At 46.6% G+C, this 24861-nt stretch carries 23 protein-coding genes; 15 read left to right on the forward strand and 8 right to left on the reverse strand.

Annotated elements, in window-relative coordinates; all coding sequences use genetic code 11:
- Nucleotides 1–20: 20 nt before the first annotated feature.
- The 3 genes from AC6I8U_RS05595 (at nt 21) to AC6I8U_RS05605 (ending at nt 2337) form a co-directional block, all read left to right on the forward strand.
- The gene (locus tag AC6I8U_RS05595; protein ID WP_252011711.1) at nt 21–791 is read left to right on the forward strand and encodes an ABC transporter substrate-binding protein; all 771 of its coding nucleotides are present in this window, start codon (nt 21–23) and stop codon (nt 789–791) included.
- Nucleotides 792–912: 121 nt separating this feature from the next.
- Complete coding sequence (locus tag AC6I8U_RS05600) at nt 913–1653, forward strand: ABC transporter permease (RefSeq protein WP_042471976.1); 741 nt, start codon at nt 913–915, stop codon at nt 1651–1653.
- 3 nt (nt 1654–1656) lie between these two features.
- On the forward strand, nt 1657–2337 hold the full coding sequence (locus tag AC6I8U_RS05605; protein WP_128648466.1) for an ABC transporter permease: 681 nt from the start codon (nt 1657–1659) through the stop codon (nt 2335–2337).
- Between the two features lie 81 nt (nt 2338–2418).
- Here the strand turns inward: AC6I8U_RS05605 and AC6I8U_RS05610 are convergent, their stop codons facing one another.
- Nucleotides 2419–2622: a hypothetical protein gene (locus tag AC6I8U_RS05610; RefSeq protein WP_042471982.1), complete on the reverse strand. Its 204-nt coding sequence runs from the start codon at nt 2620–2622 to the stop codon at nt 2419–2421.
- Between the two features lie 684 nt (nt 2623–3306).
- On the opposite strand from AC6I8U_RS05610, the gene AC6I8U_RS05615 reads away from it, so the two are divergent.
- Nucleotides 3307–4338: a porin gene (locus AC6I8U_RS05615; RefSeq protein WP_498017949.1), complete on the forward strand. Its 1032-nt coding sequence runs from the start codon at nt 3307–3309 to the stop codon at nt 4336–4338.
- A 108-nt stretch (nt 4339–4446) separates the two neighbouring features.
- Here AC6I8U_RS05615 and xthA read toward each other — a convergent pair whose 3' ends face one another.
- Complete coding sequence (gene xthA, locus AC6I8U_RS05620) at nt 4447–5253, reverse strand: exodeoxyribonuclease III (RefSeq protein WP_498017950.1); 807 nt, start codon at nt 5251–5253, stop codon at nt 4447–4449.
- Between the two features lie 200 nt (nt 5254–5453).
- Between xthA and AC6I8U_RS05625 the strand changes: the two genes are divergently transcribed.
- Nucleotides 5454–7571, forward strand: coding sequence for a methyl-accepting chemotaxis protein (locus AC6I8U_RS05625; protein ID WP_498017951.1), 2118 nt, complete (start codon nt 5454–5456; stop codon nt 7569–7571).
- A 208-nt stretch (nt 7572–7779) separates the two neighbouring features.
- Here the strand turns inward: AC6I8U_RS05625 and AC6I8U_RS05630 are convergent, their stop codons facing one another.
- The 6 genes from AC6I8U_RS05630 to AC6I8U_RS05655 all read right to left on the reverse strand — a co-directional run bounded on the left by AC6I8U_RS05630 (nt 7780) and on the right by AC6I8U_RS05655 (nt 14001).
- Complete coding sequence (locus AC6I8U_RS05630) at nt 7780–8760, reverse strand: alpha-L-glutamate ligase-like protein (protein WP_498017952.1); 981 nt, start codon at nt 8758–8760, stop codon at nt 7780–7782.
- A 3-nt stretch (nt 8761–8763) separates the two neighbouring features.
- Nucleotides 8764–10269 carry an inactive transglutaminase family protein gene (locus AC6I8U_RS05635; protein WP_234495588.1) on the reverse strand — a complete coding sequence of 502 codons (1506 nt, stop codon included), beginning with the start codon at nt 10267–10269 and terminating at the stop codon, nt 8764–8766.
- Between the two features lie 55 nt (nt 10270–10324).
- Nucleotides 10325–11062, reverse strand: coding sequence for an ATP-dependent zinc protease family protein (locus tag AC6I8U_RS05640; RefSeq protein ID WP_234495589.1), 738 nt, complete (start codon nt 11060–11062; stop codon nt 10325–10327).
- Nucleotides 11063–11217: 155 nt separating this feature from the next.
- Entirely contained in the window at nt 11218–12195 is a 978-nt protein-coding gene (cmoB, locus tag AC6I8U_RS05645) for a tRNA 5-methoxyuridine(34)/uridine 5-oxyacetic acid(34) synthase CmoB (protein ID WP_498017953.1), read from the reverse strand.
- A gap of 80 nt (nt 12196–12275) precedes the next feature.
- Entirely contained in the window at nt 12276–13004 is a 729-nt protein-coding gene (gene cmoA / locus AC6I8U_RS05650) for a carboxy-S-adenosyl-L-methionine synthase CmoA (RefSeq protein WP_498017954.1), read from the reverse strand.
- A 118-nt stretch (nt 13005–13122) separates the two neighbouring features.
- A complete protein-coding gene (locus AC6I8U_RS05655) occupies nt 13123–14001 on the reverse strand; it encodes a DUF72 domain-containing protein (RefSeq protein ID WP_498017955.1) in 879 nt (292 codons plus the stop codon).
- A gap of 253 nt (nt 14002–14254) precedes the next feature.
- On the opposite strand from AC6I8U_RS05655, the gene aspS reads away from it, so the two are divergent.
- The 10 genes from aspS (at nt 14255) to ybgE (ending at nt 24775) form a co-directional block, all read left to right on the forward strand.
- A complete protein-coding gene (aspS, locus tag AC6I8U_RS05660) occupies nt 14255–16033 on the forward strand; it encodes an aspartate--tRNA ligase (protein WP_042471995.1) in 1779 nt (592 codons plus the stop codon).
- Between the two features lie 426 nt (nt 16034–16459).
- Nucleotides 16460–17206: a YebC/PmpR family DNA-binding transcriptional regulator gene (locus AC6I8U_RS05665; RefSeq protein WP_042471998.1), complete on the forward strand. Its 747-nt coding sequence runs from the start codon at nt 16460–16462 to the stop codon at nt 17204–17206.
- A 13-nt stretch (nt 17207–17219) separates the two neighbouring features.
- On the forward strand, nt 17220–17741 hold the full coding sequence (ruvC, locus tag AC6I8U_RS05670) for a crossover junction endodeoxyribonuclease RuvC (RefSeq protein ID WP_042472000.1): 522 nt from the start codon (nt 17220–17222) through the stop codon (nt 17739–17741).
- A 173-nt stretch (nt 17742–17914) separates the two neighbouring features.
- Nucleotides 17915–19342, forward strand: a complete 1428-nt coding sequence (locus AC6I8U_RS05675; protein WP_498017956.1) for a methyl-accepting chemotaxis protein — start codon at nt 17915–17917, stop codon at nt 19340–19342.
- Nucleotides 19343–19422: 80 nt separating this feature from the next.
- A complete protein-coding gene (gene ruvA / locus AC6I8U_RS05680; RefSeq protein ID WP_498017957.1) occupies nt 19423–20040 on the forward strand; it encodes a Holliday junction branch migration protein RuvA in 618 nt (205 codons plus the stop codon).
- 49 nt (nt 20041–20089) lie between these two features.
- On the forward strand, nt 20090–21097 hold the full coding sequence (gene ruvB / locus AC6I8U_RS05685) for a Holliday junction branch migration DNA helicase RuvB (protein ID WP_252011737.1): 1008 nt from the start codon (nt 20090–20092) through the stop codon (nt 21095–21097).
- A 524-nt stretch (nt 21098–21621) separates the two neighbouring features.
- A complete protein-coding gene (cydA, locus tag AC6I8U_RS05690) occupies nt 21622–23208 on the forward strand; it encodes a cytochrome ubiquinol oxidase subunit I (protein ID WP_234495594.1) in 1587 nt (528 codons plus the stop codon).
- 15 nt (nt 23209–23223) lie between these two features.
- On the forward strand, nt 23224–24360 hold the full coding sequence (gene cydB / locus AC6I8U_RS05695) for a cytochrome d ubiquinol oxidase subunit II (protein ID WP_128650741.1): 1137 nt from the start codon (nt 23224–23226) through the stop codon (nt 24358–24360).
- 12 nt (nt 24361–24372) lie between these two features.
- A complete protein-coding gene (gene cydX / locus AC6I8U_RS05700) occupies nt 24373–24480 on the forward strand; it encodes a cytochrome bd-I oxidase subunit CydX (RefSeq protein WP_000270284.1) in 108 nt (35 codons plus the stop codon).
- Complete coding sequence (ybgE, locus tag AC6I8U_RS05705) at nt 24473–24775, forward strand: cyd operon protein YbgE (protein ID WP_112481006.1); 303 nt, start codon at nt 24473–24475, stop codon at nt 24773–24775. The genes cydX and ybgE overlap by 8 nt, the downstream gene beginning before the upstream one ends.
- Nucleotides 24776–24861: the final 86 nt, after the last annotated feature.

Below are 24861 nucleotides of genomic sequence, written 5' to 3' on the forward strand. Positions count from 1 at the left end.
TCAATCACAGGAGTATGGAAATGAAAAAGTGGTTAATGGTAGCAGCACTTGCTGCAACAGCGGCGACTGGAGTAGCACAGGCTAAGGAATGGAAGACAGTGCGCTTTGGTATTGAAGGTGCATACCCTCCATTTAGCTGGACAGAGGCAGACGGTTCTCTAAAAGGCTTCGATGTCGATATGGCGAACGCCCTTTGTGAAGAGCTAAAAGCGAAATGTGTGATCGTTCCTCAAGACTGGGATGGCATCATTCCTTCTCTTCTAGCGCGTAAATACGATGCAATCATCGCAGCGATGTCTATCACTGAAGAGCGTAAGAAGAAAGTTGACTTCACTGGTAAGTACGCTCAAATCCCTAACAAATTCATCGCTAAAAAAGGCGCAGGTCTAGACTTCGATAACCTAAGCGGTGCGAAGATCGGTGTACAACGTGCGACTACTCACGACAAATACCTAACTGATAATTACGGCGATCAAGTAGAAATCGTACGTTACGGTTCTTTCGACGAAGCTTACCTTGACCTAGCAAACGGTCGTATCGCAGCAGTACTTGGTGATGCATCAGCTCTAGAAGAGGGTGTGATTAACAAAGACGGCGGCGATGCATACGAGTTCGTTGGTCCTTCTCTAACTGATGCGAAATGGTTCGGTGAAGGTATGGGTATTGCGGTACGTAAGCAAGACAAAGACCTAACGAAGCAACTTGACGCTGCAATCACTTCACTACGTGCAAGTGGCAAGTACGACGAAATTGCGTCTAAGTACTTCAACTACGACGTTTACGGTCAATAATTTGATCGCTGAATGAAAACACGAGGGCTTGAGCTAGTCTCAAGCCCTTTTTACTAAAAGGCGGGTCACAGGTCTTTTGGTAAGACTGACCAACAATTTTGCTGTGCTGTTGGAAGGAACTATGCTCGATTTACAAGGATATGAAGCCTCAATTCTCAAAGGGGCCGTACTCACTATAGAGGTGGCAGTGTTATCACTGATCCTCGCTATGGTGCTTGGTATGTTAGGTGCGCTTGCAAAATTAGCACCCTACAAATGGGCTCGCGCGATTGCGACCCTTTATACGACTATCATTCGAGGCATTCCAGACCTCGTGCTTATGATGCTGATCTTTTTCGGCGGACAGATTCTTCTCAACAACAGTTTGTACGCAACAAACGAGTGGTTGAATGAGTGGTTTGCTTCGAGCAACCCAAATCACGAATGGACATCTTACCTTCCAGACTACATTGATGTATCGCCATTTATTGCTGGTGTACTGACAATTGGTTTCATCTTCGGTGCATACATGGCAGAGACCTTCCGTGGTGCAATCATGGCCGTGGATAAGGGTGAAATGGAAGCGGCAAAAGCTTACGGCATGAGTTCAACGTTAGCGTTTCGTCGAATCTTGCTTCCGCAAATGATTCGTCATGCTCTACCAGGGTTTGGTAACAACTGGTTGGTACTGCTTAAAACAACCGCACTAGTGTCAATTATTGGCTTGGAAGATATGGTACGTGTGAGCTCTTTAGCCGCAGGTACGACTAAGATGCCATTTACCTTTTACATGGCGGTGTCCATTATCTTCTTGATCTTCACCAGTGTTTCAACCGGTTTACTTAAGCTTGTTGAACGCAAATTCAGTATTCATGTGAGGTAAGCTATGGATTTTTCACTGATTATAGATAGCTTACCCATCTACTTCGATGGCTTGTGGACGACGATGTGGTTAGTCGCAACCGCGCTTGTGATTGGTCTGTGTGTCGCGATACCACTAGCAGTTGCTCGTAACAGCACTAATTACCTGTTTAGTTTACCGTCGTGGGGCTTTATCTACTTTTTCCGTGGTACACCATTGCTGGTTCAGTTGTATCTTATTTACTACGGTATGGATCAGTTTTTCCCAGTTAAAGATACACTCTGGGAGAACGCTTGGTTCTGTGCGTTGGTGGCGTTTGTTCTCAATACTTCTGCGTATACCGCAGAGATCATACGCGGTGCGATCAACGGATTGCCAAAAGGCGAAGTTGAAGCCGCAAAAGCATTTGGCATGAGCACATGGAAAACCTATCGTCGCATCATACTTCCTTCTGCGCTCAGAAGGGCACTGCCAGCCTACAGTAATGAAGTAATTTTCATGCTTCATGGCTCTGCTGTAGCGGGTATTGTCACCATAATGGATTTGACTGGTGCTGCGCGACTCGTGAACTCGCGATACTACGCACCCTTTGAGTCGTTCCTAGCGGCAGGCCTGTTCTATATGGCACTGACATTCATAATACTGTGGTGCTTCAAGAAGGCCGAGAAGCGGTTCCTCGCTTATCTAAGGCCATTAAACGGATAAAACAAACCCCCTCCAAAGCGAGGGGGTTTTTCGTTGTAGCAATGAAAACGAACCAATCATGGCTCCATTGAGAGAGTTAAATCACATGTAAATAGAGCAGTAATTTGGAAGCTCTTGGCCACGGCGCTTAGCTAGCTGGCAGTTACGCCTATCGTTGTGCTCGCCTGCATTACTGTTTAGCGTCGGTGGTGTGATGATAGTACTGTCAAAGGTATCGCTGCTAGCGTTTGCAGTACCCATTGCGAAAACAAGGCTCATTGCGCCTATAAATAATTTCACTTTCATTCGACATCCTCTCAAATCAATTAAGCCTCGAAAAGGCTACTTAAAATCTAGCTCACGAAAACCGAGCCGTCTAGTTTGATCATTTCCATAACTTTTAGCCAGCCTTGTATACGAGTATCCCGCTCGAAACCGATCATTTAAAGCTGAACTAAATGAAGCTGGGAAATAAAAACGCAATGGAATTAAGTCAAAATGGCCATATAAAAGTGAATCAAAAAATATAAACAGCCCAAATTTTGTTCGAAAGATCACGTTGTTTATATTTTTTTAATCCAATAATTATTCGCTATTTTAACTAGTGATGAATTTCCAGAATATCACCATGCTGATTTATTGTTGATTATTTGACCTTATGTTAAAAAATTCTGTAGATGTGTCTGTTTATAACATAATGAACGGGTATGCTGCTATGATGTTATATGTCAATTGTAGGGTGTTTAGTGGGATTTATCGCCAAATAGATGTAAAAAATGTCGTTTTCGTGCCAAATTTTAACTTTTGGCTAGTGTTATTCATCTGTCGTTTTTATTGTCCGCTGTCTTGTATAATTATTCACTTTTGCTGTGTTTTGTATGACTATTGCCCTAGCCAGTTTCATATTGACCTAAAAAAACATAAAAATTAGTATTTCATTGCGGTCCAAGGTTGGACCACAATGGATTGATAATTAATAAAGTGAATTATATGAAAAAGACATTATTGGCAGTGGTATTGCCGACTCTATTTGTTACAGGTGCAAACGCAGCAGAAATATTCAAATCTGAAGAAGGTTCTGCAGAATTCTATGGTCAGATTCGTACTGAATTAACAAGTGTTAATGATTCAGAAACTGACACACGTACTACGAACCTAAATACATCTGGTTCTCGTGGTGGTATCAACGCTAAATACAACGTTAGCGATGATCTATACGTTCACGGTCTAGTTGAGTTTGGTCTTCCAGGCAACGGTGAAGTTGCAGGTCGTCTACACTACGCAGGTTTCGGCGGTGACTGGGGTAAAGTATCTCTAGGTCGTCAATACACCACTCAGGACGATTTCTACGGTGCAGATTTCTCTTACTGGTTTGGCGGCTCAGGTATTCGTTACCTAGCGAGTGCTTCGTTCAGACACGACAACTACATTAAGTACGCGTTTGACGGTGAAAACTTCTCTATCGGCGCAGGTTACGGCCTAGATGAGAATAACTCAGCGCCAAGCACAGCCCAGCTTTTTGGTAGCGCAAACTTTGGTGACTTTGACTTTATTCTAGGTGGTGCAACGGACAAAGACGAAGAGTCTGGCGTTGGTAAACTAGAATCAACAGCATACACTGGTTCTGTAGGTTATACGTTTGAGAAATCTTATGTTCAAGCAACTTACTACAACGCTGAGTACAAAAACCAAGTACTAAAAATCAAAGAAGACGCGCTCAGCGTAGCGGCTAACTACGATATCCAAGACAATGCTACTATTTATGCTGGTTTTGAATACGTTAAGCACGATGCACTTGATGAGCTTCTTGCAATCGGTGTAACGAACGCATCTGACAACAGTAAAAATCTATACGCTGGTATCGTATATCACCTAAACAGCTGGTCTCGTATCTGGATTGAAGGTCAATACGCAGACGGTACAACGCTAGGTGGTTACTCTAAGGGTGCTGACAAAGAATTTGAAGCACAAATCGTTGATGGTGACTTCAACGGTGCGGTTGGTTTCCGCGTATACTGGTAATAACCCAGCAAAACGTCTTTAAATCTCATATTTAATAAGAAGGCCGACACTGTCCGGCCTTCTTTCTATTTATTGGAAACCAATTAATTCGAAAAAACAAATTGGTTATTAATTGAACGTTGACCAAATCGGAGCGTGATCAGAAGGCTTTTCAATACCGCGCAATTCGTAATCAACATCCGATTCAATGCACTTTTCAGCAAGCTTAGGCGTTGCCAAAATAACGTCAATACGAAGTCCGCGATTATCATCAAAGCCACGAGAGCGATAATCAAACCACGAGAACTTATCATCGACATCTGGATGAAGTTGACGGAAGGTGTCAACGAAACCCCAATCGAGTAGCGTTTTTAACCACTCGCGCTCTTCAGGTTGGAATGAACATTTACCTGTTTTCAGCCAGCGTTTACGGTTTGGCTCACCGATACCGATGTCTAAGTCGATAGGACTGATGTTGATGTCACCCATGACAATGACTTGCTCATCATTGGTATGGTGCTCGTTAAGGTACGTCATTAAGTCTTGGTAGAACTCACGCTTGTAAGGGTACTTAGTCTCGTGGGCGATATTGTCACCTTGAGGGAAGTAGCCGTTAAGTACCGTCACCTTTTCGCCGTTGTCATCTTCAAACGTCGCCATGATCATTCGCTTCTGATGGTCTTCATTGTCGGTGGGAAAACCTTTTTGAACTGAGAGAGGTTCTTTCTTGCAAAGCATAGCTACACCGTAGTGCGCCTTTTGACCATGGAAGTAGACTTTGTAGCCCATCTCTTCGACGTCTTCGACCGGGAAGGCTTCATCGTGAACTTTGATTTCTTGTAGACCAATGACATCCGGTTGATGCTTGTCGATAAGAGCTTGTAGTTGATGCAGACGCGCACGCAGACCATTGATATTAAAGCTGATGACTTTCATTTCTCACTAATCCTGTGATTTTTAAAATCGAAAGCAAAATACTAGCACTGTGTCTCAATTACATCCATCTATAACCCCAAGTTAGGGCAGATCTGGGTTGAGCGAAAGATGTAAAAATGATGTAATAAAACGCTCAATAATTACGACTTCTGGTCGATATAAAAACAATATGTGCTCTCTGTTTGCTAAAAGGATGTACTATGCGAACTCTCTCCGTGCAGTGGAAAATCACGGTACTGGCAGGCTGCTGCTTGCTGTTTACCTCTATCGCTTTAATAGGCTTTTCTCTTTATAACGCCGTCAATAGCCAGCAATCTATACAAGCGATGAGCTCTCAATCGGTTTCCGAAAAATCACAGTCGCTTTTAGAAGCTCAGGCTGAGATTAACGCTCGTGAAGTCAAAGCCTACTTTGATGAAGCGGTGTACCGTGCCGAGATGCTAATCGCCAACGCTAAGTTTCAGAAATACAACGCTGAAGAGAACTTCCTGCCAAGTGAAGACTTGCGTTTAGCGCTGGATGAAATGATGCGCCAAGCGGTGATTCAGTTTCCTTCGATTCAAGGTGCCTATCTGGTATTCAAGCCAAACATGCTTGATGGCGAAGATGGTAACTACCAAGGCGCTGATTACGTAGGCTCCAATGAGCAAGGGCAGTTTGCGACCTACTGGCAAATGTCCGCAACTGGCGAGAACGCAGTGAGAACTGTGTTATCTAAATCAATGCAAGATGCGATGGAAAACGGCGAACGTTTCTATTGCCCACTTGCGACTGAATCAGCCTGTGTGAGTACACCACGCCTCAGTCAGGTCGGTGAAGTTCAGCATCTCACGTCTTCACTTTCTATTCCTATCGAAGTCGACAGCATCATTATTGGTTTCTTGGGGATTGACCTACAGCTTACTGGACTTGCCAAAACGGTAATGGACTCTGACTCAAGCCTATTCAGTGGTGACGGTCATGTGAACATCATCAGTTTGGATGAGAGCGTTATCGCCAGTGACGATACAAGCGTTCTTGCTGGCTCTCGTTACCAAAGCAAAGTTCTCTCTCAAGACCAAATTACCGATCTCATGTTTGGAGAAGAAGCAGCAACGCTTTGGAGTGCGGACAATCAATGGTTAACCGTGTTTAACCCCGTTAAGATCGCCAACCAGACCTGGGGTGTGTTCTTTGATATGCCGCGCGAAAGCGTGTTGAGTGATGCGATCACTTTAGATCGAATCATTTCACAACAGCTAAGCGACGGTATTGTATTCGAGATTATCGTTGGCTCCAGTTTTGTTGTGGTCGGTCTTATCATTATTAGTGTGATGTCATCACGCCTAGTGAAGCCAATTCGAGAAGTGGTAACCCGACTTGAAGATATTGCTAGCGGTGAAGGCGACCTTACTCAGCGTCTAGATGTGAAATCGAAGGATGAAATCGGACAGCTTGCTGAACAGTTTAACGCCTTCTTAAGTAAGCTTCAGACCACCATTCAGCAGGTTGCCAAGACGACAGAGCAAATCAGTGGCACTGCGGAGTCTGCTAGCCGCACGGCAATGGCGACTCGCGAAAGCAGCGAAGCACAGTTTAGAGAAGTGGACTTAGTCGCAACAGCCTCAGAAGAGATGACGCAAACAGCATCTCTCGTTGTGCAAAACGCGGAAGTTGCGGTAGAGGCTGCCTCTTCTGCGAACGAATCCGCGAGCCACGGTCAAGAAGTCGCGGAGCTGTCAGCTCACGAGATGGTTCGTTTGGTTGAGCAGATGAAGATGACGGTACCTGTCGTTGAAGAACTGGCGCAGAACAACGCAAACATCACAGAGATCTTGTCGGTAATTGAAGGGATCTCCGAGCAAACTAACTTACTCGCTCTTAATGCGGCGATTGAAGCGGCTCGAGCGGGTGAGCAAGGTCGAGGTTTTGCCGTGGTTGCTGATGAGGTTCGAAGTCTAGCAAGTCGCACGCAAGATTCTGTAGGTGAGATCCAGCAGGTGATTGAGCGAGTGCAAAAAGGCACAGCAGATGTTGTCGCCGCCATGCAAGAGAGCTCTAACCTAGCGGATTCGACCGCAGACCATGTTCAACAAGCCGTCGCTGCGCTGAGCCGAATTTTCGAGTCCATCTCAGCCATTAATGATATGAACTCTCAGATTGTTAAGGCAGCAGAAGAGCAGCAATCAGTTTCTTCGGAAGTGAATCAAAATGTCAGCAACATTCGAGATTTGAGTGCGAAGATCCTTGAAAACGCCGGTGACGCTGAGAAGGTAGGGCAGGAGATCAATGCGCTATCTGATACGCAGCAAACACTGATGAATCAATTCAAAGTCTAACTTCGGTTAAAGCCTAGGTTGAATATAAAAACGCGCTCCAATTTGGAGCGCGTTTTCTTTGGTAAAAATGTACTGAGGTTCTAGCAGTATCGCTTATTGCTGAGCAGATTGGGTAGAGCGTGAGACGGTTTGATAGCCCCAAAAAAAGAACTGAGCGCATCCGGTTGAAGGCACTCAGTTCGTTGTTTTTATAAGCTATGTATCGAGGTTATTCGCTATCCCCAGAGGCGTGACCAAACATCTTAGCGGCGTACTCTACGCGCTCTGCTGGACTTGGATATTCGAACGGGTTTGGTTCACCCAGTGATTCGATATGTTGAAGCCTTGGTAGCAGGCCACAGCCATTTGCGATTTGAATCGCTAGGCCAGGACGAGCATTCAACTCAAGTACCATCGGACCTTCTTCTCTATCGAGTACCATGTCGGTCCCCATGTAGCCAAGACCTGTCATTTCATAGGCGCTTGAGGCAAGAGTGAGTAGTCGTTTCCAGTGCGGTACTGCTAGTGTAGCGAGCTCTTTGCCTGTATCCGGGTGAAGCGTGACCGGACGGTCAAATTGGACCGCTCGAACCGCTTTGCCGGTGGCAATATCGATCCCGACACCGACCGCGCCTTGGTGAAGGTTTGCTTTACCATCGGATGCAGAGGTCGATAGACGCATCATCGCCATGACAGGGTAGCCTTGGAATACAATAATACGAACATCTGGTACACCTTCGAAACTAAAGCCGTCAAAACAGTCGTCAAACTTAATCAAGTTTTCTACGACGGCAACATCGTTCTTACCACCCAGAGAAAACAGACCTGCCAGCGTGTTACTGATGTGGCGCTCAACGTCTTCTTTATTGATGGTTGCCCCAGATGGCTTGGTGTAAACGCCATCTTTGTGGCTGACCACAACAAGAATGCCTTTACCGCCACTGCCTTGAGCAGGCTTAATCACAAACCCTGGCCAGTCTTTGACCATGTTGTGGATGCGCTTCGCTTCCGCCTGGTTACTGACGACGCCGATAAGAGCTGGCGTGGTTGCGCCAGCTTTCTCAGCAATGATCTTGGTCTTTAGTTTGTCATCCACAAGTGGATACTTCGAGCGGTCATTGTACTTACCAATGTAACCATGGTTACGTTGGTTCATACCCATAATACCGCGCTCACGAAGCTTAAAAGGACTGGTTAGCTTTCCAAGCATAGATTAGTCCTCCGTCAATGGCTTAAAGCGACGCAGTTCAGTGAGTCGGTAACCTGTGTACGTACCAAGTAGCAAAATACCACCAAGGATAACCAGCTGCAGACCGATAAAGTTAAACGTTAGATGTTGAACGTAAGAGTTGGTCATCGCTAAGTAAACCAGTACCGCCGTTAACAGCGAACCGCCACCCTGCATAATGACTTCTTTCGCACCTTCTTCTTCCCAAAGGATAGACATACGTTCGATAGTCCAAGATAGGATGATCATAGGGAAGAAGGTAATAGAAAGACCTTCAGTCAGACCAATCTTGAACGCCACTACGGTAAAGACAGAAATAATCAGAATAACCGTGATGATAACCGCGGAGATCCGCGCCACCAGCAGCAGGTTAAGCTTGGATAGATAACTACGTATTACCAGACCCGTACCGACAATCAGTAGGAAGCCTACAATACCCGTTACTAATTGGGTCTGTACAAACGCAACCGCAATCAGAACTGGCATGAAGGTACCAGAGGTTTTAAGACCGATGAGGATACGCAAGAATACAACTATCAAAGCGCCGATAGGGATCAGCATGATGGTCTTAAACATGGCTTGCTCTTCCAGCGGTAGGCTGTGGATAGAGAAGTTTAGTAGACCGTCTGCATCAACTTTGCTGTTAGTCGCTTCTTGAGGTGATACCTCTTGAGCGATCATTGTAAAGTGCACTTTACTGTCTTTACCGCCAACAACGTCTAGCAAAGAAACATTCGATTCATCCCAGACCATTAGGTTTTGTTTCTTTTGACCTTCAGTCGTTTCAGGAGAGAAGATCTTCCATTTGGCACCATCCCACACTTGAAGCATCTGTTGAATCGACTGACGACGGCGACCGTCTTCAAGTTCGATAACACCGACGACCTTACTAGGGACTTCAGCAAATGCGAGCAACTTCGCCGCCGCTTGTAGTTTAGTCATGTTGTTTAGGATAAGCGCTGAGTTTTGGCTATCACCATCGTTTAGCGCCTTGATTAGCTCACGTGTAAAAGTAACGTTGTCAGAAGAGCGAGACTCTGCACGTTCCACAAGTGCAATCGCGGCAGCTTCTTCAGGGCCATCAAAGGTTGGCTTAACGACATCTTCTGAAGGCGGTGTTGAATTAGCGAGCGCTTGGTCATCCACAAGAAATTGGGTTTTGTAGTAGATGGTCTGTGGACCTTGCGCTTGGCGGATAGACCATTCAGCGCGGCGACCGGCGTCAGAATCGACATAAGAGACACCGTAGCCAGGTGATGAGGCTGATTCGCCAATGAGAGTGAAGCCTTCTTGAGTATATGGTGCTGCTAATGACACCTTGGCTGGTTTGCCAATCGCATTAAACTCAACTCTAGCTTCAATGTCCCAAACCTGACGAGTTTCGCCTGGAGTCCATGGTACGCCATAGGTGTCGTGCCTTATGACACTTAAAGCGATCCCTGCCGCAATAAGTAATCCTACAGATAGGAAAAATGGAATACGTGAAGTCATAAACAACCTTATTATTGTAATTGCTTCCCTGAAGGAGGTGTTATTTTAAAGAAAATTACTTGTTAGATGAAAGTATATATTGCTGACTAACATCAACTAAAGCAATATCTTTGATAAATTCTCTTCCTAGTAGTATAGGGTGGGTCATTTGTGAGCGATCTGCCAGTGTAAATTGTGCTTTTTCATGGATTTTTCCAACACGGATCCATAATTCAACCACAGCTCTGCGTTCCATTTTGTCGCTGGTGGATTGACGAATTTTAACATATCGAATAACAGGTGCTTCAATCCAACGGTTACTTTCTTTCTCGGCCTTTTCGTCAACAAGTTTAAATTTTACCCATTGTTTGCCATCTCTTTCGAATGCTTGAATATCGCTCGCATTTAATGAAGAGGTGACTGCGCCGGTATCAACTCGAGCGTCAAACGTCTTATCGAGCGCATCTAAACGTACGCGTTCAACAGACCCAAGGACAACGGGAGCAGAGGAGAATGTAGTCGGTGCAATTACAGGGAGTGGCTTTGCTTGCTCTTCTTCTTGTTCTTCTTCACTGCCGTCTGCTTTGCGTAGCATCTCGACTTCTTTGGTAAGCGCGATAATTTCAGACTCTAAGCTATCGATATAGTCAGCGTTGTTGCTGATTTGAAGCGTTAGATTGGTCAGTCTATTGTCGAGGCGCTGCTCGGATTCCTGAATTGCGCTGATGGTGTTTTGATGAAGTTCTTGGTGATTGACGGTAGAACAACCTGAAAGTAGGCCGATGGCGACAAGAGGTGCCAAACGTTTGTACATCTTAAACCCTAAAAAACAATAAAGTGGAACTTGGAAGCGTTGATTTTATCGTAACCAATAGGGAGTGCGATACTCCCTATTGTCAGAGCTACGTCAGACTTATAAAAGTGATGTAAAAGCTGATGCATTAAACATCACTTTTTTTGACGTTAGGATTATTTGCTTGGATTTTCAGCCACTAAGATTGCGCGGCGTGGAGCAGGGTAACCTTCGACGGTTTTGCTAGGATCGTTCTGATCTAGGTACTCAGGAAGGGAGTTGTGTGTCATCCATCCTGTGGTGCGCTGCTCGTCTGTTGAGGTCACATTTTCATCGACAATACGTACGTTCACAAAGCCAACTTTCTCTAGCCACACTTTAAGTGCACGCGCTGAAGGGAAGAAGTAAACGTTACGCATTTGCGCGTAGCGATCAACTGGGACTAGCACTGCGTTCTCGTCACCTTCGATAACCAATGTCTCAAGAACCAACTCACCACCAGCAACGAGCTGGTTCTTAAGTTGAATCAGGTGATCCAAAGGAGAACGACGGTGATAGAGCACACCCATGCTGAAAACTGTGTCAAACGCTTGAAGCTCAGGTAGCTGCTCGATACCAAGTGGGAGAAGGTGAGCACGCTGGTCGCCGCCCATCAACTTACGAATCGCTTCAAACTGCACTAAGAACAGATGTGATGGGTCAATGCCGACACACAAACGAGCGCCTTCACCCAGCATGCGCCACATGTGATAGCCATTACCACAACCAACATCCAATACTGAGCGGTTTTTTAGCGAAGAGATGTGTGGAAGCACGCGATCCCATTTCCAGTCAGAGCGCCACTCGGTATCGATATGGATATCGTGAACACGATAAGGGCCTTTGCGCCAAGGGTGGAAGGTACGAAGCAAGTTCTCAAGCTTCTTCATCTCACCGGTTGCCAGTGCGTCATTGTTTGCTAGAGAAACTTCACTTTTTAACTCAACGTTGTCCGGTTGACCTGCCGGAATTTTTGCAAGCGCGCGCAACCAACGGTCAAAATCACCGTGCTCGGCATTCTGCCAGTCGGTCAGTTGCTGTGGCAGGATATTAAGCCAAGGCTGAAGCTTGGTATCTTGAGCGATAAGCTGATAGAAATTCGCAAAGTTAAACATGAAACTCTCTACTAATATTGGGTGTCGACGACTTGGGATACGGTGTCTAGCGCTGCTTAACTATCAGCAGCACTGAGATATTACTTAATGGCGAACATAGAGCCAAAGTTGAAGCATTGGAACCAGACTTCATAGCTAGTAAATCCAATCTCTTTAAATCGCTCTTTATGCACGTTAATCGAGTCTGGGCGCATAACATTTTCAATTGCGCTGCGTTTTTGGCTGATCTCGAGCTCGCTATAACCGTTGGCACGCTTGAAGTCGTGGTGAAGGTCGATTAGCAGTTCGTTTGAGCCTTCGTCTTCAAATACGTATTTCTCTGACAAAATTAAAATACCACCTGGGCGCAGACCCGCGTAGATTTTCTCCAGCAGCGTGCGGCGATCGTCTGGCGATAGGAATTGCAGAGTAAAGTTAAGCACAACCACAGAGGCGTCTTTGATCTCGATATCACGGATATCGGCTTCAACTACATTCACTGGGGTGTCTGAGCGATACGCGTTCACGTGTAGCTTGCAGCGCTCAACCATCGCCGAAGAGTTATCGACAGCGATAATCTGACAACGTTCTTGGGTGATGTTGCGGCGCATCGATAGGGTAGCCGCACCTAGTGAGCAGCCAAGGTCATAGATGGTTGAGTGGGGTTTGGCGAAACGCTCTGCGAGCATGCCGATTGCAGAAATAATGTTGCTGTATCCAGGCACACTGCGCTGAATCATATCTGGGAAGACTTCAGCTACTCGCTCATCGAAGGTGAAATCACCAATCTTGTCGATAGGAGCAGAGAATATAGTGTCTTTATTCTGCATGTTAAGGTTCCCCATTGCCGTTCATACGGACGCGATAAAAAAGGCGCGCATTTTACGTCATTCGAGGAGAAATGTCATTACCGTGTTGAACCATATAAGGTTGACCTTGGTTTCGAGCCTAAAACATAGAGATCTGATGATCATCTCTCAGACTCGGAAACGTCGGTATCTCAGCGAGTTCCAAGTTCCCCTGTTGCGACGTTTTTAGCTGATTATAGAGCTTTATTGCCAGTTCTGGCGCTTCGACATTATCGGGCGTGTGGATCATTAAATAAGGCTGTTTACCCTCTGCAATCCATTGCGCGAGCTTTGTTTCCCATGGCTTAAAAAAAGCCAGGTTCGCTTCCATGTCTGGGTGCCCAATAAATCGAATCATTGGATGTGCGGCTGTAGAAATCGCATGGACAGGCACCTTGGGCTTTTTTTCGTGGGCGTCTATGACCGCTGCAGTATCTGGCTTGGCAGCAAAAACCGGACGTGAATCCATAATGATCCGGTCGATATGCTCTTCTATTAACCACTGATTAAACGCGCGCTCTTCATCGGATTTGTTAAAGAAACCCAGGTGACGAACCTCAACGCCTAACTTCATGTCTGAAGGGAACTTGGCGCAAAACGCTTGAAGTGCAGGCAAATCGGCAGGAGAGAACTTGCTAGGTAACTGAATCGTCCACATACCTATCTTATGATGCAGTGGCGCCATGACTTGCAAAAACGCCATCAACTCGTCTTGGCACTGGTTCAGCATTCGCTCGTGGGTTATCGCTTTTGGCAGCTTAAAGGTGAATCGAAAATCATCCGACGTGGCTTGATTCCAACTGTTTACCGTCTTGGCACTAGGGGTGGCGTAAAACGTGGTGTTACCTTCAACTGTGTCGAATACAGAAGCGTATCGCTCGAGACGCTCAGCGGGCTTAGTTCCTTTGCCATAGAATGAGTGTTGCCAATCATTGTGTGACCACATGGTTAGCCCAAGTCGCAATTTCGGTTCACTCATTTCTAGTCCTTTAAAGCCAATAAACAGAAGTCAGTAACTAATAGGATTTGTTGATATTTTATCCGTTTCAAGTGTTCTAGCGTAGCAACGGGCAATTAAACACAACAATTCTGTCAAATTAGGTCGATTTTAGACGATTTTCCGAGTATAAATGAACCTTTGATTTTGTGGGTGGATTTAGACTTGGCGACTTTTTATGCCATCACCCACAATATAGATTTCATATAAACAATCGGAAATTGGGAAATTCATTATGCGTAGCCATTACTGTGGTCACCTGAACAAGTCCCTTGCAGGACAAACTGTAGAACTGTGCGGCTGGGTAAACCGTCGTCGTGATTTAGGCGGTCTTATCTTTATTGATATGCGAGATCGTGAAGGTATCGTTCAGGTTGTTGTTGATCCAGATATGGCTGATGCTTATGAAGTAGCGAACCAACTTCGTAACGAATTCTGCATCAAGCTAACTGGTGAAGTTCGTGTACGTCCAGAGAGCCAAGTAAACAAAGACATGGCGACAGGTGAAGTAGAGATCCTTGCAAAAGGTCTTGAAATCATCAACCGTAGCGACGTGCTACCTCTAGACTTCAACCAAACGAATACTGAAGAGCAACGTCTGAAGTACCGTTACATCGACCTACGTCGCCCAGAGATGAGCGATCGTATTAAACTGCGTGCAAAAGCATCGAGCTTTGTTCGTCGTTTCCTAGATGACAACGGCTTCCTAGACATCGAAACGCCAGTACTAACCAAAGCGACGCCAGAAGGTGCTCGTGACTACCTAGTACCAAGCCGTGTTCACAAAGGTTCGTTCTACGCGCTTCCTCAGTCTCCACAGCTATTCAAACAGCTGCTGATGATGTCTGGTTTCGACCGTTACTACCAGATCGTTAAGTGTTTCCGTGATGAAGACTTGCGTGCTGACCGTCAACCAGAATTCACTCAGATCGATATCGAAACGTCATTCATGTCGGCTGACCAAGTACGTGAAGTGACTGAAAAAATGGTTCGCGACATGTGGCAAGAGCTACTGAACGTAGACCTAGGTCAGTTCCCTGTAATGCCATTCTCTGAAGCGATTCGCCGTTTCGGTAGCGACAAGCCAGATCTACGTAACCCACTAGAGCTAGTAGACGTTGCTGATCTAGTGAAAGACGTTGAGTTCAAAGTATTCTCTGGTCCTGCAAACGACGAGAAAGGTCGCGTAGCGGTTATCCGCGTACCAGGCGGTGCTAAACTGACTCGTAAGCAAATCGACAGCTATGCTGAGTACGTAGGCATCTACGGTGCGAAAGGTCTAGCATGGATGAAGGTTAACGACCGTGCTGCTGGCATGGAAGGTATTCAATCTCCAGTGGCTAAGTTCCTTAACGAAGAAGTGATCAACGGTATTCTAGAGCGTACTAACGCAGAATCTGGTGACATCATCCTATTCGGCGCAGACAAAGCAAATACAGTTGCAGAAGCAATGGGCGCACTACGTCTTAAGCTTGGTAAAGATCTTGAGCTTACTGACGAGTCTAAGTGGGCGCCACTATGGGTTGTTGACTTCCCAATGTTTGAAGAAGATGACGAGGGTAACCTGCACGCTATGCACCACCCATTCACGTCTCCTCTTGGTATGACAGCGGAAGAGCTAAAAGCGAACCCAGCGGCAGCAAACTCTAACGCATACGACATGGTTCTAAACGGCTATGAAGTGGGTGGTGGTTCTGTTCGTATCCACAACGCAGAAATGCAAGCAGCGGTATTCGAGATCCTAGGTATCGATGCAGAAGAGCAACGCGAGAAGTTCGGCTTCTTACTAGACGCACTGAAGTTCGGTACGCCACCACACGCAGGTCTAGCATTCGGTCTTGACCGTCTAGTGATGCTTCTATGTGGTACAGAGAACATCCGTGACGTTATCGCATTCCCGAAAACAACCGCAGCAGCGTGTCTACTAACAGACGCTCCAAGCGCAGCAAACCCAGCTGCACTTGAAGAGCTAGCGATTGCTGTGACGGCGGCGAAAGAGAAGAAAGACGCTTAATCTCTCTTAGTGTGTTGCGCGATGCGCAGCGAGCCATTGGGCTCCTTCCCTTGCTAAGGGGAGGTTGGGAGGGGTGAAAGCTCTTTAAACGCAAAGCGTTTTACCCCCTCTAACTCCCCCTTATCAAGAGGGAGAACTAAGGCTAGTTACTACGTAACATCGCCAAGCAAAGCGCAGCGAGCGCTCTGCTCCTCCCCTTGCTAAGGGGAGGTTGGGAGGGGTGAAAGCTTTTCAAACGCAAAGCGTTTTAGCCCCCTCTAACTCCCTCTTACCAAGAGGGAGAACCAAGAACCCGCTGCTACGTAATATCGCAAATCACAACACATAACAAAAACTCCCGCACCCGCGGGAGTTTTTGTTTCTAAATTCTGTATAGTTATACCACTCTATAAATAGTCCAACTTCATAGAACTCAAAGGATTAACCATGGCAGGTCACAGTAAATGGGCGAACATTCGCCATCGTAAAGCGGCGCAAGATGCAAAGCGCGGCAAAATCTTCACCAAACTGATTCGCGAAATTGTCGTCGCGGCAAAAGAAGGCGGTGGTGAGGTTGATAACAACCCAAGACTTCGCGCGGCTATTGATAAAGCACTCTCAAACAACATGACTCGTGACACTGTCAATCGAGCAGTCTCGCGCGGTGCTGGTGGTGAAGGTGATGACAATATGGAGACCGTCATCTACGAGGGCTACGGACCGGGTGGTACAGCCGTGATGGTTGAATGTATGACAGACAATCGAAATCGCACGGTTTCTGGTGTGCGTCATGCTTTCTCAAAAGCGGGCGGTAACCTTGGCACTGACGGCAGCGTGAATTACCTATTCGATAAAAAAGGCGTCATTTCTTACGCGCCAGGTCTTGATGAAGACGAAGTCATGGAAGTGGCTCTAGAAGGCGGTGCAGACGATATCGAAACAGGCGATGACGGTGCCATTGACGTTTACACCACGCCAGCAGAGTTTGGTTCGGTAAAAGACGCACTCGATGAGGCGGGCTTTGAAGCATCAAATGCCGAAGTGACGCTTGTTCCTTCAACGAAAGCTGATCTTGATGAGTCCACCGCACCTAAGTTACTGCGTCTTATCGATGCATTGGAAGATCTCGATGACGTCCAAGAGGTCTACCACAATGGTGATATCTCTGACGAAGTTGCAGCGACGTTAGAGTAATTAGCGAGAAACCATGTCTATTATTTTAGGAATTGACCCAGGTTCACGAATCACAGGTTACGGCGTCATTCGCCAGCAGGGTCGACATTTGCAGTACCTAGGGAGTGGATGTATCCGCACCTCAGAATCGGAGTTACCGGGTCGATTAAAACAGATCTATGCGGGCGTGAGCGAAATCATCACCCAGTTTCAACCCGATGTGTTTGCGATTGAGCAGGTCTTTATGGCGAAAAACGCCGACTCCGCGCTTAAATTGGGTCAGGCTCGAGGGAGCGCAATCGTCGCGGCTGTGAACAACGACCTACCTGTCTATGAGTACGCTGCAAGGCTCATCAAGCAAGCGGTAGTGGGCACAGGTGGCGCGGACAAAGCTCAGGTCCAACACATGGTGATGGCCATGCTTAAGCTTCCCTCCAAACCACAGGCCGATGCTGCCGATGCTTTAGGTGTGGCAATTTGTCACGCCAACACCAATAAAACGCTCGTTGCTCTAGCGGGTAAGGCGACGGGTGCGAAGAAAGGGCGCTATCGTTAAGCGCGCGGATTTTAGTTTCAACTAGTTACCGTCTTGGATACCGATAGTTTTAACGATAACCAGTCCACAGTTTTAGAGCCTTTTCTCTATTCTGCCTTGTTAATTAATTGTTAACTTCCTAATATTGGTCCGATGAGTGCGTCAAAGGACCAATAATAAGGAATAACAAGGGCATGTGGCATAACTTAATAAATAACCCTCAAGATCTCTCCCGAAACACGCTACGCAAAGCGGAAATTACAGCTGTCTTCACTGTTGTTGCGTTAATCGTAGGCTTATACAGTGCCGTTAAGTGGCAATCAAATGGACACGCGCTGCTGTTTCTTACTTCAGTACTGTTGGTTGCCATCGAGATAGTGGGTTTAGTTGTACTGCGCTTCACTAAGCAGATTACACTCGCGTTGAATATTGGTTTTCTTGGCATGGTGCTCCACGCCGTCAACATCATCTATCAAAGCGGTGGTATCGTAGACTCGACTCAATCGTTTTGGGCGCCTTTGCTCATCGTCGCTTTTTATCTCTCTGCCTCCCGAGCGATGGCACTGACTTGGAGCCTAGGTATTTTAGTGGTGTCAGGCGTAATGACTTATCTCCACACGAGCGGCTATTCGTTTCCTACTATCTCGCTGTCTGAATCAAAACAACACGTCGAGATTTGGTCAGGGATGCTATTGCCGCTTTGTGTCATCTGCTTTGCCCAAAGCTTTACCGCGAAACAAAAAGAGAGCGCCATTAATCGTGCTGAAAAAGCGATGAAAGAAAGTGCTCTGCAAGCCGAAAAAGCGTCGCAAGGCGAGAAGCGCATGGACGGTATGCTGGTGGCAGTGAATGAGAGTGTTCAAGAGCTTGATGAAGTGATACACCAAGTGAACACCCAATCATCGCAGCTTAACTCCAATGTCCAATCACTGGGTATGAACAGCGCATCCCAAGCGAGCGCAGCCGAAGAGATGAGCCAACAATTAGAGCAGCTCTCTTCGTTCACTCAAGAGTCGGTCAACTTTATGGAGCAGGTTATCGGACAAACCGACGCTATCAAACAGCAAGCGGAGAGCAGCTCGGAGATGCTGAATGCTTCCACCGAAGCCATCGCTAATATCGACAACAGTAACCAAAAAGTGGTGTCGGTGATTGAATTGATCACATCGGTTGCTGAGCAGACTAATCTACTCGCTTTGAATGCGGCAATTGAGGCGGCTCGAGCAGGTGATCATGGTCGTGGTTTTGCAGTGGTGGCTGAGCAAGTTAGGGAACTCTCTTCGAAGACCAGTAATTCTGTGGAAGAGATCCGCACGCTGATCAGTAATAGCCAGCAAGAGATCGACTCTGGTCAACAGACGATTCAAACCACGGTGAAAGAGCTCAGCCAGATGATCGAGCAGGTGCAAACCATCTCAACGGAAATCACCGATCTTAGCCATCTGGTCACCCAGCAGAATCAAGCTATCGGCGAACTTGACCAAGCAAGTAGCGATGTCGCGCGCTCTGTTGCCGGCAGTAAAGCCATCGCCGAAGATATCCAAACCATCAGTGAACAGCTCAATCAACAGATATCCGAAGGCACTGAGCTATCGGAGCGACTCCGCGCGGCAATGAGCTAATTTTTGCAGAGAATAGCTGGATACCCATCCAGTTATTCTATATCCTAAGCCCTATTGCAACGAACAACGAGACATAGACTGTGATAGGACGACTACGTGGCACGCTAATCGAAAAGCAACCCCCTGAACTACTGATAGAAGTTGGTGGAGTCGGGTATGAAGTGCAAATGCCGATGAGCTGTTTTTACGAGCTGCCAGAAATTGGTCAAGAAGCCATTATCTATACACACTTTGTAGTGCGCGAAGATGCTCAACTACTTTATGGATTTAATACTGTTCGCGAGCGTGCATTGTTCCGCGAAGTGATTAAAGCTAATGGTGTTGGTCCTAAGCTTGGTCTAGGTATCCTTTCTGGCATGTCAGCAAGCCAATTTGTCTCTTGTGTTGAGCGCGAAGATATCTCTACTCTCGTCAAACTGCCAGGCGTTGGTAAGAAAACGGCTGAACGTCTTGTCGTTGAGATGAAAGACCGCCTTAAAGGCTGGGGTGCAGGCGATCTGTTCACTCCTGCAACGGATGCAGCACCAGTCGACAGCATTGGTGCGATGGCCGCAGACAATGCCGAAGAAGAGGCGGTGAGTGCACTATTGGCACTTGGCTATAAGCCAACTCAAGCATCGAAAGTGGTTTCTCAAGTTGCGAAACCAGATATGACCAGCGAAGCGCTGATCCGTGAAGCACTGCGTGCTATGGTTTAATGACCAAGCGCTATTTTTAGAAAGACAGTGAGTGTAGAGAGACAGTTAGATGATTGAAGCCGATCGCTTAATCGCCCCAGAAAACCCAGTTTTTCGTGATGAAGACGTCATCGATAGAGCTATTCGTCCTAAGAAGCTGGCTGACTATGAAGGTCAGGAGCACGTTAGTGACCAGATGGAAATTTTCATCAAAGCTGCACAGCTGCGTAATGAAGCGCTCGACCACCTATTGATATTCGGACCTCCCGGGTTGGGTAAAACCACGCTGGCGAACATCGTTGCCAACGAGATGGAAGTAAACATCCGTACAACTTCGGGCCCAGTACTCGAAAAAGCGGGTGACCTTGCGGCGCTGTTGACCAACCTCGAAGAAAACGATGTCTTGTTTATCGATGAGATCCACCGCTTAAGCCCAATGGTCGAAGAGGTACTGTATCCAGCGATGGAAGACTACCAGTTGGACATCATGATTGGTGAAGGTCCTGCAGCTCGCTCGATCAAAATCGATCTGCCTCCTTTTACCTTGATTGGTGCTACGACACGTGCGGGTTCGCTGACCTCACCACTTCGTGACCGATTTGGTATTGTCCAGCGTCTCGAGTACTACAAGATTGGCGACCTTCAAAATATCGTTCAGCGCAGTGCTCGCTGTTTGGGACTGTCTATGGATCCCGAAGGTGCACTAGAAATTGCGCGACGTGCGCGCGGTACACCTCGTATTGCAAACCGTCTGCTGCGCCGCGTTCGTGACTATGCCGAAGTGAAAGGCAACGGTCATATCTGTGCCGAGATCGCGGACAAAGCGCTAAACATGCTCGATGTCGATAACCAAGGCTTCGACTACATGGATAGAAAGCTTCTATTGGCGATTATGGAGAAGTTTTCTGGTGGCCCTGTAGGACTTGATAACCTCGCCGCCGCGATTGGTGAAGAGAAAGACACCATCGAGGATGTCATCGAGCCTTACCTCATTCAACAAGGCTACTTACAACGTACACCTCGCGGTCGTATTGCATCCGACCGCGCTTATCTTCATTTCGGTATCGATAAGCAGTAATTCCCCTTCTTTTTGCACGATTAATGAACTGCATATTTGTAAAGTAATATTTCATCTATGCAGTGTCATATTCCCGCCAGTTTTATTTCAATTTATTATCAAGTGGTGAATTCATTTTCACAACGCTGATGAAAAACGCTATAATCCATTGCCCCTAAAGGGGTATTGCCCTCCAAAGCACCCGAAACTCACTCCCCAAATTAGTTACAAAAAACCACCAAACTTGACCTGCATCAATGTGATTAAAGATTGTACAATCGTCATTTCGTGTTTGTTGATATAAATCAAGGCAAAACCCTCAAATAAACCTTTTGAAACCGAATCAATTTACCAGTAATATTAGCCACAGCTATATTAGCGCATGCTTAACAATTAACTAACCATTGAGGTACATTTTTGCAACAAGGATGACAATAAGCTCAACAATTTTAGCGGATGCTCAACAAGCTCAACCCCGCTTAAACATTGTTTCCTTTGCGCACTGATGTAGAGAGTGTCGTATTGTCGGCACAAAAGGAGTTACCATGATAGACGTTGTTGATCTGTCGAGATTGCAGTTCGCAATTACGGCAATGTATCACTTCTTGTTCGTTCCATTGACTCTCGGTATGGCATTCCTACTTGCCATCATGGAGTCCCTCTACGTAATGACCAACAAGCAAATCTACAAGGACATGACCAAGTTCTGGGGTAAGCTGTTTGGTATTAACTTCGCACTTGGTGTTGCCACCGGTCTTACGATGGAATTCCAGTTTGGTACAAACTGGTCGTACTATTCCCATTATGTTGGTGATATCTTCGGCGCGCCTCTGGCGATCGAAGCCCTTGTTGCCTTCTTCCTCGAATCCACCTTTGTCGGACTTTTCTTCTTCGGATGGGATAGGCTTTCAAAACGTCAACACTTAGCGGTAACGTGGTTGGTTGCACTAGGTTCTAACTTCTCTGCACTTTGGATCCTTGTGGCGAACGGCTGGATGCAGCACCCAGTGGGCGCTGAGTTCAACTTCGAAACCATGCGTATGGAAATGGTCAGCTTCGCAGAAGTGGTGCTAAACCCAGTAGCTCAGGTTAAGTTTGTTCACACAGTAGCATCAGGCTATACCACAGGTGCGATGTTCGTACTGGGTATCAGTGCTTACTACCTACTAAAAGGTCGTGACGTAGCATTTGCTCGTCGTTCTTTCGCGATTGCGGCGTCTTTCGGTATGGCTTCTATCCTTTCTGTTATCGTTCTTGGTGACGAATCTGGTTACGAGCTTGGTGATGTACAGAAAGTGAAACTTGCAGCGATCGAAGCGGAATGGCACACAGAGCCAGCTCCAGCAGCGTTCACTGTGTTTGGTCTTCCAAACCAAGACAAGATGGAAACCGACTTCGCGCTTAAGATCCCATACGTAATGGGTATCATCGCAACACGCTCTATCGATACTCCAGTTCAAGGTCTACGCGACCTACGTGAAGAGCACGTTGATCGTATCCGTAATGGTATGTATGCGTACGAGCTTCTAGAAAAACTGCGTGCAGGTGAGCGTACAGATGCAAACCTTGCAGCGTTTGATGACGTGAAAGAAGACCTTGGTTACGGTCTACTGCTTAAGCGTTACACAGACAAAGTAGTCGATGCGACTGAAGATCAAATCCAAGCGGCTGCGGATGACTCTATCCCGACAGTTTGGCCACTATTCTGGTCGTTCCGTATCATGGTTGCGTGTGGCTTCATCATGCTATTCGTATTTGGTGCGGCATTCATTCAGACATGTCGTCAGAAAATTGAACAGAAAAAATGGATTCTTAAAGCTGCGCTATTCAGCATTCCACTTCCATGGATTGCAGTAGAAGCAGGTTGGTTCGTCGCTGAATTTGGTCGTCAGCCATGGGCCGTAGGTGAAATCCTGCCTGTACACGTCGCGGCATCAGCACTGACTGCGGGTCAGATCTGGACGTCACTATTCGCAATCATCGCTCTATACACGGTGTTCCTAATTGCAGAAGTTTACCTAATGGTGAAATTCGCACGTAAAGGCCCAAGTAGCTTGAAGACAGGTCGCTACCACTTCGAACAAAACGTCGAAACGGTAGAGAACAAAGTTAGTCGTCAAGTAGAAGCGTAAGCAAGGAGAAAAAGAATGTTTGATTACGAAGTCTTACGATTCATCTGGTGGGTACTGATCGGCGTATTGTTTGCTGGTTTCGCTATCACCGATGGTTTTGACATGGGGGTAGGTGCACTAGTACCTATCCTAGGTAAAACGGATACTCAACGTCGTGTGATGATTAACTCTATCGCACCACACTGGGACGGTAACCAAGTTTGGCTAATCACGGCTGGTGGTGCGCTATTTGCTGCTTGGCCGCTGGTTTACGCAACGTCATTCTCTGGTTTCTACCTAGCAATGATCCTAACTCTAGCAGCGCTTTGGCTACGTCCAATCGGTCTAGATTACCGCTCTAAGCTAGAAGATAAAAAGTGGCGTGATGCTTGGGATATCGGTATCTCAATCAGTGGTTTCGTTCCACCGCTTATCTTCGGTGTGGCGTTTGGTAACCTGCTACAAGGTGTTCCATTCCAGCTAAGCGACTTTATGATGCCGACTTACCACGGTTCATTCTTCGCTCTGCTAAACCCGTTTGCACTACTGTGTGGTCTAGTGAGCTTGTTCATGATCCTGCTTCAAGGTTCTACATGGCTACAAATGAAGACCACAGGCGATATCCATACTCGTGCTCGTAATACAGCGCAGCTAATGGGTCTACTTACCGTTGTTGCTTTCGTTGGTGCAGGTTTCTGGATCCAAGGCATCGATGGCTACTTAGTAGTTAGTAGCATCGATGGCAACGCGGCGTCAAACCCTCTAGTTAAAGAAGTGGTTCGCGAAGCGGGTGCTTGGATGACGAACTTTGAGAAGTACCCACTGCTTTGGATTGCTCCAGCACTGGGCGTGGTAATGCCTCTTCTAGCGGTTCTTGCGTCTCGTCTTGAGAAATGCGCAGTGTCATTCATTGCGTCTTCTCTAGCGAACGGTGGCATCATCTTTACTGCTGGTTTTGCAATGTTCCCATTCGTAATGCCTAGCAGCATGAATCCAAACCACAGCTTGACCATGTGGGATGCGACTTCAAGTGAGTTGACTCTGAACCTAATGACAGCGGTAGCGTTTGTTATGGTTCCAGTAATTCTTAGCTACACAGCATGGACTTACTACAAAATGTTTGGTCGTCTTGATGACAAGTTCATCGAAGAAAACAAGAATTCACTATACTAAGGAGCATTTAACATGTGGTATTTCGCTTGGATTTTAGGTGTTCTTCTGGCATGTGCATTCGGCATCATCAATGCACTTTGGCTTGAACACAGTGAGATGATGGACAAAGACAGTGAGTAAGCTTAACCAACAGTTAGAGCAGATTCACAAGCCGATGGATAAGGTGCTGTTACGCGCCTTATCACTGGTGCTTGGCTTTGCCAACGCGGGTCTATTCATGTGGAGTCCTGAGGACTATGACGCGGCCATTGGCGGCTTCGCCCCATGGTTAGGCTTGGTGTTCGTGCTATCGCTCTGTTCGAGTATGGTTTATGGCATCGGCTTCAAACCAAGGTTTTGGTTGTGGCAGGTGGTGTTTAGTCCATATTTATCGCTAACTGTGCTGAGTTACTTAACGTTAATGTACGTTTTCTAGGAAAAGCCCGAGCCATTGCTCGGGCTTTTTACTTTTTGAAACAATGAAAACCCCGTAATCGCTAATATCTTCATCAGTTAAGTGTA

This window comes from Vibrio sp. KUL80 (assembly GCF_059725495.1).

Bases quoted from the DNA above. Each gene is read 5' to 3' on its own strand.
- AC6I8U_RS05595 (WP_252011711.1), top strand. From the start codon at position 21: ATGAAAAAGTGGTTAATGGTAGCAGCACTTGCTGCAACAGCGGCGACT.
- AC6I8U_RS05600 (WP_042471976.1), top strand. From the start codon at position 913: ATGCTCGATTTACAAGGATATGAAGCCTCAATTCTCAAAGGGGCCGTA.
- AC6I8U_RS05605 (WP_128648466.1), top strand. From the start codon at position 1,657: ATGGATTTTTCACTGATTATAGATAGCTTACCCATCTACTTCGATGGC.
- AC6I8U_RS05610 (WP_042471982.1), bottom strand. From the start codon at position 2,622: ATGAAAGTGAAATTATTTATAGGCGCAATGAGCCTTGTTTTCGCAATG.
- AC6I8U_RS05615 (WP_498017949.1), top strand. From the start codon at position 3,307: ATGAAAAAGACATTATTGGCAGTGGTATTGCCGACTCTATTTGTTACA.
- xthA (WP_498017950.1), bottom strand. From the start codon at position 5,253: ATGAAAGTCATCAGCTTTAATATCAATGGTCTGCGTGCGCGTCTGCAT.
- AC6I8U_RS05625 (WP_498017951.1), top strand. From the start codon at position 5,454: ATGCGAACTCTCTCCGTGCAGTGGAAAATCACGGTACTGGCAGGCTGC.
- AC6I8U_RS05630 (WP_498017952.1), bottom strand. From the start codon at position 8,760: ATGCTTGGAAAGCTAACCAGTCCTTTTAAGCTTCGTGAGCGCGGTATT.
- AC6I8U_RS05635 (WP_234495588.1), bottom strand. From the start codon at position 10,269: ATGACTTCACGTATTCCATTTTTCCTATCTGTAGGATTACTTATTGCG.
- AC6I8U_RS05640 (WP_234495589.1), bottom strand. From the start codon at position 11,062: ATGTACAAACGTTTGGCACCTCTTGTCGCCATCGGCCTACTTTCAGGT.
- cmoB (WP_498017953.1), bottom strand. From the start codon at position 12,195: ATGTTTAACTTTGCGAATTTCTATCAGCTTATCGCTCAAGATACCAAG.
- cmoA (WP_498017954.1), bottom strand. From the start codon at position 13,004: ATGCAGAATAAAGACACTATATTCTCTGCTCCTATCGACAAGATTGGT.
- AC6I8U_RS05655 (WP_498017955.1), bottom strand. From the start codon at position 14,001: ATGAGTGAACCGAAATTGCGACTTGGGCTAACCATGTGGTCACACAAT.
- aspS (WP_042471995.1), top strand. From the start codon at position 14,255: ATGCGTAGCCATTACTGTGGTCACCTGAACAAGTCCCTTGCAGGACAA.
- AC6I8U_RS05665 (WP_042471998.1), top strand. From the start codon at position 16,460: ATGGCAGGTCACAGTAAATGGGCGAACATTCGCCATCGTAAAGCGGCG.
- ruvC (WP_042472000.1), top strand. From the start codon at position 17,220: ATGTCTATTATTTTAGGAATTGACCCAGGTTCACGAATCACAGGTTAC.
- AC6I8U_RS05675 (WP_498017956.1), top strand. From the start codon at position 17,915: ATGTGGCATAACTTAATAAATAACCCTCAAGATCTCTCCCGAAACACG.
- ruvB (WP_252011737.1), top strand. From the start codon at position 20,090: ATGATTGAAGCCGATCGCTTAATCGCCCCAGAAAACCCAGTTTTTCGT.
- cydA (WP_234495594.1), top strand. From the start codon at position 21,622: ATGATAGACGTTGTTGATCTGTCGAGATTGCAGTTCGCAATTACGGCA.
- cydB (WP_128650741.1), top strand. From the start codon at position 23,224: ATGTTTGATTACGAAGTCTTACGATTCATCTGGTGGGTACTGATCGGC.
- cydX (WP_000270284.1), top strand. From the start codon at position 24,373: ATGTGGTATTTCGCTTGGATTTTAGGTGTTCTTCTGGCATGTGCATTC.